Annotated in this window: 16 protein-coding genes; 7 read left to right on the top strand and 9 right to left on the bottom strand. The window is 61.0% G+C overall.

The window, feature by feature from the left end; genetic code table 11:
• Positions 1-6 precede the first annotated feature (6 nt).
• Positions 7-759, top strand: coding sequence for a TonB family protein (locus ACVW0Y_RS22000; RefSeq protein WP_457441232.1), 753 nt, complete (start codon positions 7-9; stop codon positions 757-759).
• 41 nt (positions 760-800) lie between these two features.
• The gene (locus tag ACVW0Y_RS21995; protein WP_457441231.1) at positions 801-2,753 is read left to right on the top strand and encodes a PhoX family protein; all 1,953 of its coding nucleotides are present in this window, start codon (positions 801-803) and stop codon (positions 2,751-2,753) included.
• A 20-nt stretch (positions 2,754-2,773) separates the two neighbouring features.
• Here ACVW0Y_RS21995 and ACVW0Y_RS21990 read toward each other — a convergent pair whose 3' ends face one another.
• Together ACVW0Y_RS21990 and csrA are read right to left on the bottom strand one after the other, a co-directional pair.
• Complete coding sequence (locus ACVW0Y_RS21990; protein WP_457441230.1) at positions 2,774-3,010, bottom strand: hypothetical protein; 237 nt, start codon at positions 3,008-3,010, stop codon at positions 2,774-2,776.
• 12 nt (positions 3,011-3,022) lie between these two features.
• A complete protein-coding gene (gene csrA, locus ACVW0Y_RS21985) occupies positions 3,023-3,196 on the bottom strand; it encodes a carbon storage regulator CsrA (RefSeq protein WP_457441229.1) in 174 nt (57 codons plus the stop codon).
• A 195-nt stretch (positions 3,197-3,391) separates the two neighbouring features.
• Here csrA and ACVW0Y_RS21980 point away from each other — a divergent pair, with 195 nt between their 5' ends.
• On the top strand, positions 3,392-3,853 hold the full coding sequence (locus tag ACVW0Y_RS21980) for a hypothetical protein (protein ID WP_457441228.1): 462 nt from the start codon (positions 3,392-3,394) through the stop codon (positions 3,851-3,853).
• Between the two features lie 2 nt (positions 3,854-3,855).
• On the opposite strand, the gene ACVW0Y_RS21975 is transcribed toward ACVW0Y_RS21980, so the two are convergent.
• The 6 genes from ACVW0Y_RS21975 to ACVW0Y_RS21950 form a co-directional block, all read right to left on the bottom strand.
• Positions 3,856-5,526, bottom strand: coding sequence for a SulP family inorganic anion transporter (locus ACVW0Y_RS21975; RefSeq protein ID WP_457441227.1), 1,671 nt, complete (start codon positions 5,524-5,526; stop codon positions 3,856-3,858).
• A 136-nt stretch (positions 5,527-5,662) separates the two neighbouring features.
• Complete coding sequence (locus ACVW0Y_RS21970) at positions 5,663-6,622, bottom strand: HlyD family secretion protein (protein WP_457441226.1); 960 nt, start codon at positions 6,620-6,622, stop codon at positions 5,663-5,665.
• A 2-nt stretch (positions 6,623-6,624) separates the two neighbouring features.
• Positions 6,625-7,014: a DUF3302 domain-containing protein gene (locus tag ACVW0Y_RS21965; protein ID WP_457441225.1), complete on the bottom strand. Its 390-nt coding sequence runs from the start codon at positions 7,012-7,014 to the stop codon at positions 6,625-6,627.
• A 33-nt stretch (positions 7,015-7,047) separates the two neighbouring features.
• Positions 7,048-7,944 (bottom strand): amino acid ABC transporter substrate-binding protein, encoded by an 897-nt coding sequence (locus tag ACVW0Y_RS21960; protein WP_457441224.1) that lies wholly within the window; start codon positions 7,942-7,944, stop codon positions 7,048-7,050.
• Between the two features lie 2 nt (positions 7,945-7,946).
• Positions 7,947-9,281, bottom strand: a complete 1,335-nt coding sequence (potE, locus tag ACVW0Y_RS21955; RefSeq protein WP_457441223.1) for a putrescine-ornithine antiporter — start codon at positions 9,279-9,281, stop codon at positions 7,947-7,949.
• A 137-nt stretch (positions 9,282-9,418) separates the two neighbouring features.
• The gene (locus ACVW0Y_RS21950) at positions 9,419-11,266 is read right to left on the bottom strand and encodes a sensor domain-containing diguanylate cyclase (protein ID WP_457441222.1); all 1,848 of its coding nucleotides are present in this window, start codon (positions 11,264-11,266) and stop codon (positions 9,419-9,421) included.
• Positions 11,267-11,405: 139 nt separating this feature from the next.
• Between ACVW0Y_RS21950 and ACVW0Y_RS21945 the strand changes: the two genes are divergently transcribed.
• A complete protein-coding gene (locus ACVW0Y_RS21945; RefSeq protein ID WP_457441221.1) occupies positions 11,406-12,194 on the top strand; it encodes a DeoR/GlpR family DNA-binding transcription regulator in 789 nt (262 codons plus the stop codon).
• Here ACVW0Y_RS21945 and ACVW0Y_RS21940 read toward each other — a convergent pair.
• The gene (locus ACVW0Y_RS21940) at positions 12,191-12,769 is read right to left on the bottom strand and encodes a flavin reductase family protein (protein WP_457441220.1); all 579 of its coding nucleotides are present in this window, start codon (positions 12,767-12,769) and stop codon (positions 12,191-12,193) included. The genes ACVW0Y_RS21945 and ACVW0Y_RS21940 overlap by 4 nt on opposite strands.
• Positions 12,770-13,224: 455 nt before the next feature.
• On the opposite strand from ACVW0Y_RS21940, the gene ACVW0Y_RS21935 reads away from it, so the two are divergent.
• From ACVW0Y_RS21935 to ACVW0Y_RS21925, 3 genes are all read left to right on the top strand, one after another.
• A complete protein-coding gene (locus ACVW0Y_RS21935; RefSeq protein ID WP_457441219.1) occupies positions 13,225-14,223 on the top strand; it encodes a hypothetical protein in 999 nt (332 codons plus the stop codon).
• A gap of 392 nt (positions 14,224-14,615) precedes the next feature.
• Entirely contained in the window at positions 14,616-15,251 is a 636-nt protein-coding gene (locus ACVW0Y_RS21930; protein ID WP_457441218.1) for a tetratricopeptide repeat protein, read from the top strand.
• Between the two features lie 79 nt (positions 15,252-15,330).
• Positions 15,331-15,648, top strand: a complete 318-nt coding sequence (locus ACVW0Y_RS21925) for a hypothetical protein (RefSeq protein WP_457441217.1) — start codon at positions 15,331-15,333, stop codon at positions 15,646-15,648.
• Positions 15,649-15,783 lie beyond the last annotated feature (135 nt).

The following is a 15,783-nucleotide window of genomic DNA, read 5'->3' as shown; positions in this document are numbered from 1 at the left end:
GCGCTGATGCCTGCTTCCCAGCCCATGGCTGCTTTTTCCTGGCCAGATCGCGCCGGGTCGCGGCATGCCCTGGCGGTGAGTATCGCCGTGGGCTTGCATGCCTTGGCGCTGGCCATGCTGGTCAGCCATTGGCACACCAGCCCGCCGCCGGAGCCGCAGATTCAAACCCTGACCACCCAACTGATCACTTTGGCGCCACCACAAGCGCCTGCGCCGGAGCCCGTCGTGGCTGCGTCGGTGCCGCCTCAGGAGCTTGCGCCGCCGGAACCGCTGGCGGGCAAACCCCTTGAGCGCAAACCTGTCGAGGCCAAACCCAAGCCGACAATCGACCACGCCGCCCTGGCCCGTAAACGCGTGCAGGAGCAGCAACAGGCCGAGCAGCAACGCCAGGCCGATCAGCAGCGTCAGATCGAACAGCAGCGCCAGCAACAGGCGGTCGCTGCAGCGCAGGCCAAGGCACGCGCCGCCGCCGAAGCCCTGGCCGCCGAAAGCCGGCCTTATCTGCCGGTGAGCAAAGAGGCCCCGGAATACCCGGACAAGGCGCTGGAAAAAGGTATCGAAGGCGATTGCACGGTGACCTACACCGTTACGCCCCAGGGTCGGGTGGATAACCCGCAAGTGCTGGGCCAGTGCCATCCGCTGCTGGTGCGGCCGTCGTTGGCGGCGGCGCGCACCTTTCGTTATCAGCCACGGATTGTCGATGGCCAGGCAGTCAGCGTGGCCAATGTAAAAAACACCTTTCATTATCGAATCGAGTAGGTCCGCCGCGCGGACCGCTCCTTTATTTCGCGAGCCTGAGCATGAGCCACGATCACCAGCAGTTTCATCAGCGTCTGGAAAGCCACGACGATATCGCCATCAACCCCAGCAGTAACCCGAGCCTGGCCGAGCTGCTCAACCCGAGCCGGCGCAATGTGCTGAAGGGCGGGCTGAGCGTGGCGATTCTGGGCTTTTTCGGCGGCATCAGCGCCTGTAGCAAACTCGGCGCAAGCCCCCTGCTGAACTTCAAGGGCGTGCCGGTGCAGCTCGACCCCAACTTCGACCGCGTGCTGGTGGCCGAAGGGTATCGGGCGGTGCCATTTTTCTCCTGGGGCGACCCGGTGGAAGCCGGCGCACCGGCCTGGAACCCCGACGCCAGTGATGACTGGCAAGCGCAGCTGAAGCAGGCCGGCGACAACCACGATGGCATGGATTTTTTCGCCTTCGCAGGTGAAACCGAGCGCGGCCTGTTGGTGATGAACCACGAATACATCAACCCCCATCTGCACCCCTCCAGCACCATCGACCAGAGCCAGCCACGGCCGCTGGCCGAAGTGCGCAAAGAGCAGGCGGCCCATGGCGTGTCGGTGATCGAGGTGAAAAAAGGCAGCGACGGGCAATGGCAGCGGGTGTTCGATTCGCCCTATAACCGGCGCATCAGCATGCTCACCCCGATGCGCCTGGCCGGGCCTCTGGCCGGTCATGCCCTGATGCAGACCGCCAGCGACCCGCGCGGCCTGGAAGTGCTCGGCACCTTGAATAACTGCGCCACCGGGGTCACACCCTGGGGCACCTTTCTGACCTGCGAAGAGAACTGGCCGAACTATTTCATCAACCGCGATCAGGCCGATTTCGCCCAACGGGTTTCCCACAAGCGGTACGGCTTGGCCAGCAGCGGCACCAGTAAAAACTACGCCTGGGAAAGCGCCGACCCGCGTTTCGATGCCACCCCGGATGCCAGCCAGCCCCACGGCGGCCATGTAAATGAACCGAACCGGTTTGGCTGGGTGGTGGAGATCGATCCCTTCGACCCCCAGGCGCAGCCGATCAAACGCACTGCCTTTGGCCGCTTCAGCCGTGAGTGTGCGGCGCTGAGCCTGGGCGAGGACGGCAAGATGGCGTTCTATTCCGGCGACGATGCCAAGGGCGAATACATTTATAAATTTGTCCCGGCCGGCAAGCACGACGCCGCCAATCCCAAGGCCAGCCGCGACCTGCTCGACAGCGGCACCCTGTATGCCGCCAAGCTCAATGCCGACGGCAAGGGCCAGTGGCTGGCGCTGGTGCATGGCGAAAACGGCCTGACCGCGGAACACGGTTTTGCCAGCCAGGCCGAGGTGCTGGTCAATGCCCGCGCGGCTGCCGACAAGGCCGGTGCCACGCCGATGGACCGTCCCGAATGGGCGGCCGTGCACCCACGCACCCGCGAGGTGTACGTCACCCTGACCAACAACGATGGGCGCGGCAGCAAACAGGCGCTGGACAAGGCCAACCCGCGGGAAAAGAACCTGCACGGGCATATCCTGCGATTCAACGAGCAGGGTGCCAATCCGACCGCGCTGGCCTTTAGCTGGGAGCTGTTTCTGCTCGCCGGCGAGGCCCAAGGCACCAAGGGCAAGGATGGCCAACCGGTGGCGGCGAACCTCACCGGCACCATCAATGGCGACATCCTCTCCTCACCGGATGGCCTGGCTTTCGATAGTGCCGGGCGGCTATGGATTCAGACCGACTACGATGACGTCGACCCGGCCATGCAGAACATGGGCTGCAACCAGCTGCTCTGCGCCGATCCGTCCAGCCGCGAAGTGCGGCGCTTTCTGGTCGGGCCGCGCGGGTGCGAAATCACCGGCCTGGCCTGGAGCCCGGATGGCAAGACAATGTGGGCCAATATCCAGCATCCCGGCATCAGCTTCCCGGCCAGCGACGGCAAAACCCGGCCACGCTCCAGCACCCTGATGATCACCCGCCTGGACGGTGGCGTGATCGGGGCCTGAAGCGTTCAAGAGAAAAATCCTCAAGAGAAAAACAGGGTGGTCTTGGCCTGCTGCGTGACATTGCCGGAGAGTTGCTCGCCGGCAAACCGCACGATCACGTAGTTGGCACCGCTGGGGAAGACTGGATTGGCGGACGCCACGGAATACAGGCCCAGGCGCTCCTCACGGATCACCGTGGGCTGGCTCAGCTCAATGGAACCCTGGGCAAAGCACAGGATGAAATCGGCGGGCCCGTCATGCAGGATGCGGCGCGGCATGGCGATACAGCCCTACGCGGGGGCGACGGCGGGTTGTCGTTTCTTGGCGTCGTCGCGCATGATCGCCACGCTCTTCGGCGCGGCAATACCGATGCGCACCTGGTTGCCATTGACCTCGACCACGGTCACCGAGATATCAGGACCAATCTGCAGAGTTTCGCCAACGCGGCGGGTGAGTATCAGCATGAGCCTTCTCCGGTGGGTCACGATGCTGGAGCGCCGTGGCACGGCGCTCCCATTGAGGGCTATGACCTAGGAAATTGCGCAGAGGTTTCAAGAATTTTTCCTAGCCTTTGGTTTAGTACAGCATCGGCACTGGGGCTGTCTGGCTTTTGCCTGTCTGCGTTATGCTCGCCGCCCCGTCCTGCAGGGAGCTTCGTGATGTTCTTTTTCCCCCTGGCTCGTTCAGCCTTCTGTGTTCTAGCGGTGGCGCTGGCTGGCGTCTGCCAACCGGCTATTGCCTGTTCCGTGGCCACCCCGCCGCCAGACTGGGCCAATGGCTCGGCGCGTTGGGACGGCGAGTGTGCCGGCGAGCAGGCCGATGGTTTGGGTGTGCTCAAAGAGCAGCAAGGCACCGTGGTGAACCGTTTGTTCTTTGGCCGCGCCGAGCAGGGCGAGCTGGCCATCGGAGTGATCGAGGTGCCGAAGCAGGGTTTTATGCCGGGGCAGTTCGAGGCAGGGCGAGTGCGCAGCAGTGATGACCGGCAATCCGTACTCGATGCCTTCGAAGCCGCCGCGCAGGCGGCAGATGCAGCGGCGCAGCGTTTCGAGCAGGCCGGCAATGCCGCCTCGGCAGCGTTCTATCGCAGCAAGGCGCAGGCCCTGCGCGAACAGATGGATTGATCTCAAGCCGGCGGCACGGCCTCGGAGGGGCTTGGGGCGTAGCGCACAATTACCTGTTCGAGGTTGTAGAACAGCCGTTGCGGGCCCAGGGTCTGGCCCAGGGGCGAGGGGATCAACATCGCCGAAACGCTGGGATTCAGCCCCGCCAGCCAGACGCTGATGCCTTTTTCCTGCTGGCGGCGTTCGAAGTCGGTGAGCATCCGCAGCGCGGTGTATTCCACATCGAACACCCGGCTCAGATCCAGCACCACCACCTTGGGGTTGGCGGCGGCTATCAACGGCACAATCTTCTGCCCGACCCGCTCGGCGTTGGCGAAGAACAGGCGGCCCTCTGGCCGCAGCATCAGCAAGCCGGGAAACGCCTCGTCATTGGGGTGAGCGTCCGCCTGGGGGCGAAAGACATTGGTATGGGGTTTACGTCGCAGGACATGCACCGGCGGGTCGGAAACCTGGTAGGCCAGGGCCAGTAGCGACACCACGATGGCCACCAGAATGCCCTGCAAGGTGCCCAGCAGCATAACCCCCAGAAACGCCACCAGGGCCCAGATGAACTCGGTTTTGCGCACCTTGAGAATGTCGCGGAATTCGCTCGGTTGAATCAGCCCCATGGAATAGACAATCACCACGGCGGCCAGGGTGGCCTCGGGCATCAGGCCGATCACCGGGCCCAATAACAACAGGGCAGCCAGGGCCAGCAGCGCGGTGATCAATCCCGCCAGTTGCGAGTGGGCACCGGCCAGGCGGTTGACGGCGGTTTGCGTGGTGCCGCCGCCGGCCGGCATGGCCCCGAAAAAAGCCCCGCCGAGATTGGCCAGGCCGGTGGCCAGCAACTCGCGGTTGGGCTGCAGGCTGGGCTCATCACTTTGGGCAAATGCCCTGGCGGCGGCGATGGTTTCGGTAAAGCTCATCAGCGCGATACCCATGGCCGCCGGCCATAGCTGCAGCACCAGCGGCCAGTCTGGCCAGGTCAGTTGGGGCAGCCCGGAAGGAATCGCGCCGACCGTGGCAATGCCAAAGCGCTCGAAACCCAGAAGGCCGATGCAGCCAATGCCCAATGCCACCACCACCAAGGGCGCTGGCAGGCGAGGGGTGAAACGCCTCAAGGCCACCAGCACCGCGATCATCACCAGGGCCAACGCCACGGTTGCCAGTGACGCCTGGGGGATGCCGGCAACGGTGGCCTGCAGGTTATGCAGAAAGCTGCCTTTGTGAATATGGATGCCCAACAGTTTGGGCAATTGGTCCAGCACGATGACCACGCCAATACCGGCTTTAAAGCCCACCAGCACCGGCTCGGAAATAAAGTTGGCGACAAAGCCCAGGCGCAGCAAGCCTGCCAGCACCAGAATCAGCCCAACCAGCACCATCAGGGTGGCGGCTGCCGTGGCCAGGTTGACCGGCGTGCCCTGCATCTGGCTGAGGGCGGTGGCGGTGAGTATCGCCAGGGTGGTGGTGGTACTCACGCTCAATGGCCGCGAACTGCCGAACCAGGCATAGATCAGCATCGGCACAAACACCGTATACAGCCCCACCTGCACCGGCAGGCCAGCAATGGTGGCGTACGCCAGCGCTTTGGGAATGACCACCGCACCGGCGGTCAGACCAGCAACCAGGTCCAGGGCCAGCCAGCGGCGCTGATAGTGGCGTATCCAGTCGGGTAACAACGCGAGCATGTCGCCTTCCTCTGTGCGCAGGGCACCGGTATTGCCAAACCTTGGCCTGCTGAAACATGCAGGCAGAGCACCGGCAGGGCGAAGAGAAAACACTGCTGTTGCAGGTTTTCTCTTCGCTCGGCTTACCAGTTCAAGGTCAATGGAACGGGAAGATGTAGTTCATCCAGGAGGCCATGCGCAGCAAAATCTTGCGCATGATGGCGACATGGTGAAAGTGCTCGCTGTAGATCGCCGCCTGACCATAGGCACCACCTGGCATCAGGGCGCGATAGGGCTCGAATTTCGGGTCGGTGATCTCGATTACCACCGGCACACGCCCGGCCGGCGGTGAGCCGGTGTAGCTGATCAGGGTGCCGGAAGGCTGCACCTGTCCTTCACCAATCACCGGCAGCACGTTGCTCACCTTGCCCTGGAACACCTCGCCGGGAATACCATCGAAGGCCACTTCGGCTTCATCGCCAAGCTGCAAGCGCAGTTGGCTGTTCTGCCGCATCCAGGCGGTGAAGTATTGGGTTTCAGCGGGGATAAACACCATGGAGGGGCGCAGCGGCAAGCGCGTGGCCATCATCCCGGGGCGCAGTGACACATGTACCACCATGCCATCGCCGGGGGCACGCACGGTGGTGTTGTCCAGCTCGAACTGGGCGATGTTCAGTTGCGCCTGCAGGTCGTCCACCCGAGCGGTGGCGATGTCTTCATCACGGCGATTACCGACGTTGCGTTTCACCAGCTCGCTGGCGCGGAACAGATCCGCGCGGGCCGAGACCAGTTGCGCCTTGATCGATTTCACCTTGTTGCTGAAGGGCGTGGGGTCGATGCGAAACAGCACATCACCTTTTTTCAGCGGCGTGTTGCCCTTTACCGGCACCTCGACCACCAGGCCGCTGACCGCCGGCACCACCGGCGTTGATACGAAGTAGGCGCGCGCCACTTCGGAGTAGGGGTGGTTGTAGTTCATGGTGAAGATCAGCGCGCCGATCAGCACGATGCCGCCCAGCACGGCGGTGGGCACTGTCCATTTGTTCAACGGAATGCGGAAGAGCTTGAACACCGCCACACAGAACGCGGCGTAGGTGAGGATCAGTAACAGGTCCATGTTCAGAGCTCCTTGTCGTTATCGGCAAGCGGCGGCAGCGGCGTCTCGGCCGATGCCGGGGCGACAGCCGCCGTACCGGTTTCGAGAACGGTCAGGCGTTGCTGCAGATCGAGCACCTGTTGTTCCAGACGCAGCACATGGTCGCGTGGCGCCTGGTTATCGCTGAAACCCCAGCCGCGATCCTCGCGGTACAACGTCGCCCAGATCCACAGGAAGGGCCACAGCACATGCAGGGTGAACAGGCTGACCCAGCCGGTGGCGTGAATGGCGTCCTGATGGGGATGGTTGCGGTGTTTGGCGATTTCGTAGGGGATGTCGTGCAGGGCGATGATGCCGTAGAACAGCACGATGCCTACGAAGATCAAGATCCCCAAGGCGAAGTAGTCAAGCATGGAACGGGCTCCTCATATGAATGATCGGGGCGCTCAGGGAAGCGCATAAACCTTGTGCAATTCTTGCAGAGTCTTGTCCGGCGGGCCGAAGTAACGGCTGTAGGCCTGGTCGATTTCGCCGCTGCGATACAGCGCGCTAAGGGCGCTGTCCACCAACAGATGGAAGTCATCGCTGTTGCGTGCCAGGGCCATGGCCGTGGGGCTGTAGTCGAAAATCCGGTTGAGTACCTGCAACTCGCTGCCCTGAGGGTCTTTGCTCAGGTAGTGCTTGAGCAGCATACGCTCGGAAAAGAAGGCATCGGCCTTGCCTTGGGCCACCTGGCGTACGCCGTCGGCGTCGTTTTGCACGGTGATCAGGTTGACCACCACGCCCAGGCGGTTCACCTGCTGATGAATCCAGGCTTCGGTGACGCCGCCGGCGGTGGTGGCGAAGGTGTTTCGGGCGATGCCGCGATTGATGGTGGCGCGCCACGTCGGCCCCTGGTGGGCGGTCTCGCCATTGAGTACCCGCACCAGATCGTCGGCAGCGTTCTGGCGCACCACCACGGCCAGGCCGGCGGTATACACCGGAATCGAGAAACCGACGCTCTTGCGCCGTTCCAGGGTTTGCGGGGTCGGTGTACACAGCAGGTCGATAGCGCCGCTGCTGACGGCGCTAACGCTTTCGGCGCGGGTCACCGGTTTGAACTGCACCTGCACACCGCTCAGGCCCGGCTCGTGGTGCAGATAGTCGGCGACCTGGTTGCACAGTTCGATGGCATAACCTTCAGGCTTGCCGCCGCTGCCATCACTGCTGAACGGCGCGAAATCGGGCAGGTAGCCCAACGTCAGGGTCTGGCTGCTGCGGATGCGCTCCAGGGTATCGGCGCTGGCCAGGGCGGGCAGGGTGCTTAACAGGCCGATCAGGACCAGGCGCAAATGGGCGTTCATCATTACGCCTCCGGTGCCGGGGTGACCGCGAGGCGCGCGGCCAGACGTTTGGCCATCGAGCCATACAGCAGGTAACCGATCAGCAGCACGATGGCACCGCCGAACATGGCGTCCTTGCCACAGGCATACAGGGCATAAAACGAATAGGCCATGGCCACCAGCAGAATCATCACATTGCGCTGGTACAGCGGCGGGCTGACCTTGGCGCGGTACATGATCACCAGCAGGCCGGACAGCGCGGTGACAAAGGGAATCAGGTTGGTCACCGCCGCCAGGTTCACCAGCTTGCCGAACTGCGCGCTGGCGTCGGGAGAAATGGTGGAGATCGCCATCAGGGTTTGCAGGGCACCGCAGGCCAGCATGCCGAGGATCGGCGCATTCGCCGCGCTGACCTTGGAGAACAGCGCCGGAAACATATCCTCGTCGGCGGTGACCTTGGCGGTTTGCGCCAGGGTGAACTGCCAGCCCAGCAGCGAGCCGATACAGGCCACCACCGCCAGCGCCATGATGGTGTTGCCCACGATGGGATTGAACATATGGGCATACACCAGGGCAAAGGGTGCCGAGGAATTGGCCAGTTCGGCATTCGGCACGATGCCCTGGATCACCGTGGTCGACAGCACGTACACCACCGCCGCGCCGAGGGTGCCGAGCAGGCAGGCCAGGGGCACGTTGCGCTTGGGGTCTTCCACGGCATCGGAGTTCTGCGCGGCCGATTCCATGCCGAGAAAGGCCCAGAGAGTCAGGGGAATGCTGTTGGAAATGGCCTCCGAAATCGGCAGGCCCCTGGGGTTCCAGGCATCGATCAGCACGCTGGGCTGGAACCAGAACCAGCCGATCACGCTAAGGCCCGCCACCGGAATGATCACCCCCCAGACGCTGATCGCGCCGATCCGCCCGGTCACCCGTGGGCCGCCGAAGTTGGCCACGATGGTCAGCCAGATCAACCCCACAGTACCGACGAACAGCGGCAGTGAACCGCTGCCGAACCAGGGCACGAAGGCAGTCAGATAACCCACTGCGGAAATGGCCACGGCAATATTGGCGATGGCCAGCGAGAGAAAATACAGAAACGAACAAAGAAAGAAGGCCGAGCGGCCATGGGCTTCGGCGGTGTAGGCCGACATGCCGCCCGCGCGCGTGCAGTAGATACCGCATTGGGCAAAACAGTAGGCAATCGCCATCGAGCCCACCGCCGTGATGATCCACGACAGCAACGACACGGCCCCCAACTGCGCCATATTAGTGGGCAGCATAATGATGCCCGAACCCATCATATTTACCGCCACCAAGGTGGTTAAGCCCATCAGGCTCATTTTCTTGCTCGACCCGGACATCAACTATTCCTTAGTACGCGGTTCTGGGGCAGCGGTAAGGCTCTATTCGGCCGGCCGCTGCTCTGTTCATTACGAACAGCGTAGATCAGCAAAATGCTGACGCCGGGAAAAATTCGCTGACAGTACGCCGGGCTGGATCAGTCCTGGGCGACGCGATTTCGCCCCTGTTTTTTCGCTTGGTAAAGCGCCGCGTCGGCATGCTGCAGCAATGCCTGCGGGGTGCTGTCGGCGCTGGGTAGCAGACTGACCACGCCAACGCTGACGCTGACATGGCCCAAGGGTGAGAAGTCATGGGGCAGGGCCAGCTCGGCCACCGCCTGCAGCACCTTGCGCGCCATGGCCTGAGCGCCGGCGGCATCGGTCATCGGCGCGAGGAACACAAACTCTTCACCGCCATAGCGGGCCACCAGATCGCTGGCGCGGCACACGCTGGCCGCCAGGGTCTGCGCGACCTGGCGTAAACAGGCGTCGCCGGCCGGGTGGCCATAGTGGTCGTTGTAGAGCTTGAACCAATCCACATCGAGAATTGCCAGGGCCAGGGGCGAGCCGATGCGTTTCGCCCGGGCCCATTCCTGCTCCAGCACCTCGTCGAAGTGGCGGCGGTTGGCGATGCCGGTGAGGGCGTCGGTGAGGCTCAGGGCTTCCAGTTGGCTATTGAGCACCTGCAGCTCTGCGGTGCGCTGCGCCACCCGGTGTTCCAGCTCGCGCTCGGAGTTTTGCAGGCTGTGCACCAGGCGCTGCTGGGCTTGCAGCAGCTGTTCGCGGACCCGCGCCTTTTCCCGACGCATCAGGTTGTAGCGGTCGGCGAGGGCGAAGGCCAGCAAGAGCATTTCCAGCGCCGAACCGAGCTGAATGCCATCCACGGTAAACAGGTTGGTCGGCACCAGGCCCATGGCGCGCAGCGACGTCATGGCACCGCCGAGCATCAACAGGGCGAACGCAGCGAGAAAGAAATACGCGCTGCGTTGGCGTTTGCACGCGGCGCTGATGCCAACGCCAACCACCACCAGAGCGGTGGCCAGATTGAGCAGAATTGCCGCGCGGGACAACAGCGGCAGGGCCATGGCATAGGCCAGCGGCGTAAGCAGATACAGCGCCACCATCGCCACCAGCAGGCGGTCGATACGCGGCAGCAGCTGCTGGGTGCCGAGCATGCGCCGCATAAATTGCAGCATGGCGGCCAGGGCCAGCGAGGTGCCGGAGTAATACACCAGGTTCGAATTCAGCGGCACGCTGCCCAGCAATAGATCCGGGGCCAGGCCGTTCTTGATCGCCAGGGTGGCGAAGGTGCAGCTGGCGAAGCTCACATACAGCAGGTAGATGCGCTCGCGCAGCGACACCCAGAGCATCAGGTTGAACAGAATCATCGCCGTGGCGATACCGAAGTACCAGGCCTGGCCCACATAGTCGTCACGCTCATGGGCATGAAAGGCCTGGGGTGCCCATAGCTGCAACGGAATCAACAGGCCGACGGTGGATTCCATACGCAGGTAGATCACCTGCTCGCTAGATGGCGGCACGCCAATGGGGAAGACGAAATTGCGGTTGGGATAAACCTTGCTGCTGGCCGGAACATCGCAACCGGTGACCAGCTTCTGGTAATTGCCCTGGGCATCGGGCAGGTACACCTGGATATGCGAGATCCGCGGGTTTTCCACCACCAGCAGGCGTTGCACGGCGCTGCTGCTGGTATTGCGCAGTGGCAGGCGCAACCAGTAGGCCGAACGGGTAAAGCCCAGGCCCAAGGCACTGCTGGCGGGCAGATCGGTCTGGAAGCGGCTGGCGTTTTCGGCGCGCTGTACATCGGCCAGGGTCAGGCTGTGTTCAGGGTCTTCGAGCAGGGCGATATAGGGCGTCAGCGTTACCGGCTGGTCGCTAAGGGCAGCCGCATCGAGGGCTTCGCCGGCCCAGGAGGGCAGGGCCTGCAGGCTGAGGGCCAGGAGCAGAAAACTCAGGAGTTGCCGTATCAAGCGGGAAACTGGCATTCGACGCAAATCACAGGCCGTGAAGCTGCGGGAGTCTACAAGAGCTGTTGTGATCACGGCAAAACGGCGTCTTGTGTTTGCCGGTCGGCCTGGCTACTCTCGCACAAACACGAACAAACCCGCATAGCCAGGCATAACCATGCACAACCATCATGTGGTCACCGATCTGCCCCAGGTCCGCCGGCAGAAGATTCTGCTTATGCTCGAGCGCGACGGCCGTGTGCTCGCCAGTGAGCTGAGTGCGCATTTCGAGGTGTCGGAAGACACCATCCGCCGCGACCTCGCCGAGCTGGCCGGTGCCGGCCTGGTGCAGCGCGTGCACGGCGGCGCGCTGCCACGGCCCAAGGATTCCGGCAAAGACTACTTCGCCCGTCTTAACGAAACCGACGAGATGAAACGCCACCTCGCGCAACTGGCTGCGCAGCAGGTGCAGAACGGTCAGGTGGTGATCTTCGACTCCGGCACCACGCCGCTGCATATCGCCCGTTCACTGCCCCTGGATATCCGCCTGACCGCCGTCACCGCCTCGCCCATGACCGCCGTGGCCTTGGCTGAATACGCCGGCGTCAGCGTGATTCTGGCCGGCGGCCAGCTCAACCCGGCGACCATGGCCAGCAACGGTCGCGAGGCGCTGGAACTGATTCGCAGCGTCAAGGCCGACCTGTTGTTCACCGGCGTCTGCGCCCTGCACCCGGAGATCGGCCTGACCTCGCCGCGCTTCGAAGAAGTGGAGTTGAAACAGGCCTTGCTCGACAGCGCGTCCCAGGTGATTGCGGTGACCACTGCCGACAAGCTGGGCGCTGTCGAACCCTTTGTCATCGCCCCCTGCAACCGCGTGCATATGCTGTTCACCGAGGCCCGGGTGCCCTCCGGCGACATCGAAGACTACCGCCGCCTGGGGCTCAAAGTGGTAGTGGCGGACGCCTAAGCGTCGACCTTGACCGTCAGCGCATCGCCGGTCAGATAGAACTGCCCGCCCGCCACATAATGCAGACTGCGCCAGCTGGGCTCGGCGTTCTCGAACTGCCAGTGGCCATCGGCGAAGGCGCGGGTATCGGCCCAGGCACCGACCACCTCGGCAATAAACAGATCGTACGTCTGCTGGTTATGCGGCTCGGGAATCAGCCGACAGGCCAGCCAGGCCGAACAACCAGCCACAAACGGCAAGTCATACCCCGCAAACTCAAGCAGCTCGACGCCCGCCTGGGCGAGCTTGTCTGGCTGCTCAGCCAGGCTGCGAGTGCCGACCGTATAGGTGAGTTGCGCCTGGGCGGCGGTCGGCACCTGAATCACAAACTCGCCACTGCCCTCCAGCAGCGCGCGGGTGCGGGTCATCTTGTCCACCACCACGGTCAGCTTGGGCGGCATAAAATCCAGAGCGCAGGCCCAGGCAGCAGCCATCACATTGCTTTCGCCGTTATGCCGCGCCGACACCAACACGGTCGGGCCGTGGTTAAGCAAACGGTAGGCCTTGGCCAGTTCGACGGGGGCAATGGTGGTCATAAGAAACGCTCGATAGCTGGGCGGAGGGGCGATGGTAGCTGCTGGCTGGGGGGGCGTAACAGCGGCACGCGGCCCACCGGGTTTGGAAAGTCGTGATACTGCGCAGGACTCGAGTGTAGGGCCGGTGTTTTTGGCTGGAAGTTGTATGTCGTGAAGGGCTGAAATCGGCCAGAAGCGGACGGTTAGACTAGGAAAAAAACTTTGACCTTTTTCGCGCTCAAATTTTCGCCAGCCGTTGCATTTCGCTACCGCCAAACCTGAAGATAAGCGCTTGTCGTAAGCCCGTTGCTCGGGCCATTCCCCCGCTTCGAAGGAAGCATCGTTTTGACCAGGAGCTGTATTGTGATGGATCACATACTGGCCGGGCCTTCTTGCCCAGGCCTTGCCCTCTTTGCAGCGCGCCCCGGTCTTTTTTTCACAACGTACCCTCAACCCCGCCAGCACTAGGAATCCCCATGTCCGAGTCATCGCTCAATATCGTCTTGAAGTCCGATAACGACCAGCTCGCGCTGTTGCTTAAAGGGTTGAACGGCACGTTTACCGCCGAGTTTTTACGCGGGTTGGAAGCAACGTTCGCCGGCGACCGGGGCCATCCACAACCCGCCGTTTTTACCGACCTCAACGTGCAACAGGTGAAGGTCGGCAAAGGATTGTACGGGCTGCATATCCAGGGGGACGAAGCAGAAGCCCTGTTGGACTGGCTAGGCGGCTTGCCGGGATTGGCGTTCTGGGGGTTGGCAACCAGTGAAAATATGATCGCCGTGTACGCTTCCAGCGATGGCGGTAGCTACTGGAGCACCTATGTGGCCTGGGAAGGCGGCTCAGACCCGGAAGAAGATGCTCGTGAAGCCAAGCTCCAATGGTGGGTAGGCATGACCAAACCGGTGCTGCGCCATTTCGACGAAGACGCCGACAGTGCGCTTGCACTGCTCAAAGCCCATCAGAAAACCAAGGCCGAGGCCGACCACTGGGGCTACTTCTTCGCCAACCACATCACCAGCGAAGGCATGCTTCTGAAAGTCCGGATCAAAGAAAAACTCGTGCGCACCGCCTGGCTGCGAGAGCTGCAGCGCTACGTAAAAGCGGAAGAAAAAGACTTCCAGCGCCTTGCCACCTTTTTCACCAACGAGCGCCTTAAATGGCAAGGCGGTGACGAGACGGCACAGTTCCCCGATTGGTCGGAACAACAGAAAGCACCGCTGGAGCTGGCGAAAGGTTTAATGTTCGCCGAGGAGGCCGGAAACTGCCTATACGTTGGCTTCCATATGGATGGCATCGCGCCATATATCTACGGCGACTGTAACTCCTCGCCACGAGGCAACTACGTCATCAATATGGTGCAGTATTTCACCGCACTTTATTCGTTAGTCGGTGGCCGAGTGTTTTATAAAAACGAAACCCACTACTTTGCTAGCAGTGTTATTGAGCATGATGGTTATCTGTACATCATGTAATTCAATGTGTGGGGCGCTATATCGTGAAGAAATCATCACCGCTAGGGATTTAGCGCCTGAAAAGATCTCACCACATTTAGTTTTTGATCTCCGTAGGTGCAGCATCGCCCCGGAATTTCAGGCCGAAGACTGCCCATTACGACCGTCCGCTTCTGGCCGAGGCTGTGTAAAAACGTTTTCAAGCGCACCAAAGGCCAAAAGTCGGGCTAAAAATGCGTTTCTACGCGAAATCCACATCGCTGCCCCACCGATAAACTTCAGATTTCACGTAGACGCGGGCACTTCGATTTTGGCTCAGCGTTTTTACACACTCTGGGCCGTTTGCAGCCGTTTGAACGTTCATCGCGAAGGAGGCCCATGAAACGGTTACGGGAATTCACTTGGAGACGTATGTGACTAATCAAAATAAAAAAATCCTGCAGGTGTCTACCATTGACCAAGAAAATCTTAGTTTAGCGATTAATGATTACGAGAATAATAATATGGGGGCGGCTATCACGCAGTTCCTAAAGCTGGCGGAACATGATTCCGAAGAGGCTTTCCTCTACTTGTCATTAATTTATCGTGACGGAGACGGAACCAGAAAAAATAAATTTCAGTCCGCTCGATATAGAAAAATGTACATTCAGAGTATTGAAGCCAAGGCTGCCACTGGGCTTTCTGCACACCAGCTTAAGCTTGCTTACATATTACAATTTGGCGACGGTGTGAAAATTGATAGTTCTCGTGCATTCTCACTATTTTTAGAACTAGCGAAGAAAGGGGAAGCGGAGGCGCAGTTTCATCTTTCGCGAATTTACGCGCATGGACATTGTGGACAGAAAAAAGATTCTATATTGGAATTACAGTGGCTTGATGAAGCGACAAAGTCGGAGTGGCCATTGGCAATTTACTACTCGGCGCTGCTATTAGTGCAAAACCCCATCGTTTTGGAGTCGACTTCTAAAATTATAGAGATGATGAACAGGTCATCTGAGCTCGGATGTTGGCAAGCTAAAGATTATCTCCTGTCTGTGCGAGAAAATTAGAGCGAAATGGGGACAGATCTGTCCCCATTTCTCATATACCCTCACGAAAAGCCGCTTCATCAGACATCAGGGACGATCGATGGAATCTACGCTGGAAATGTTCTTTAGCTATCTGGGCATGGCTGCTTGCATTGGCGCAGCCGGGCACCTGTTTTTCACTGGCAACAAGACCGTAGCGGCACTGCTGGTAGCGGGTTTTATCCTCCATCTGCAAGCCGCTCTGTACGTGACGTTTATTGACCAGCCTTTTGGAGAAGGTGGCTGCTGGTTGGAAAAGACCTTTTACCAATGCCTGCCCCTTGGGCAAAAACTCTCTATTCATGCCGCCCAGTTAGGGCACTACCTGATTGCCGCTGGGGTGTTTCTGCTTGCCCGCGCGGCGAGGCGCAACGCGTGATCCTTTGCACGGGCGACATGAAGAGAAATCGGAGACAGACTGAACCACCCCCGATATTTCGGACACCCATGAAAGGGGGCAATCCCCGAGGAGGTGTTTGGTGGAACAACGTAATCGGTTTACAGCAGAGTTCAA

The organism is Pseudomonas sp. TE3786, assembly GCF_054057335.1.
The sequence above is the reverse complement of the archived record's forward strand: the minus strand, read 5'-3'. Positions and strand labels throughout refer to the sequence as shown.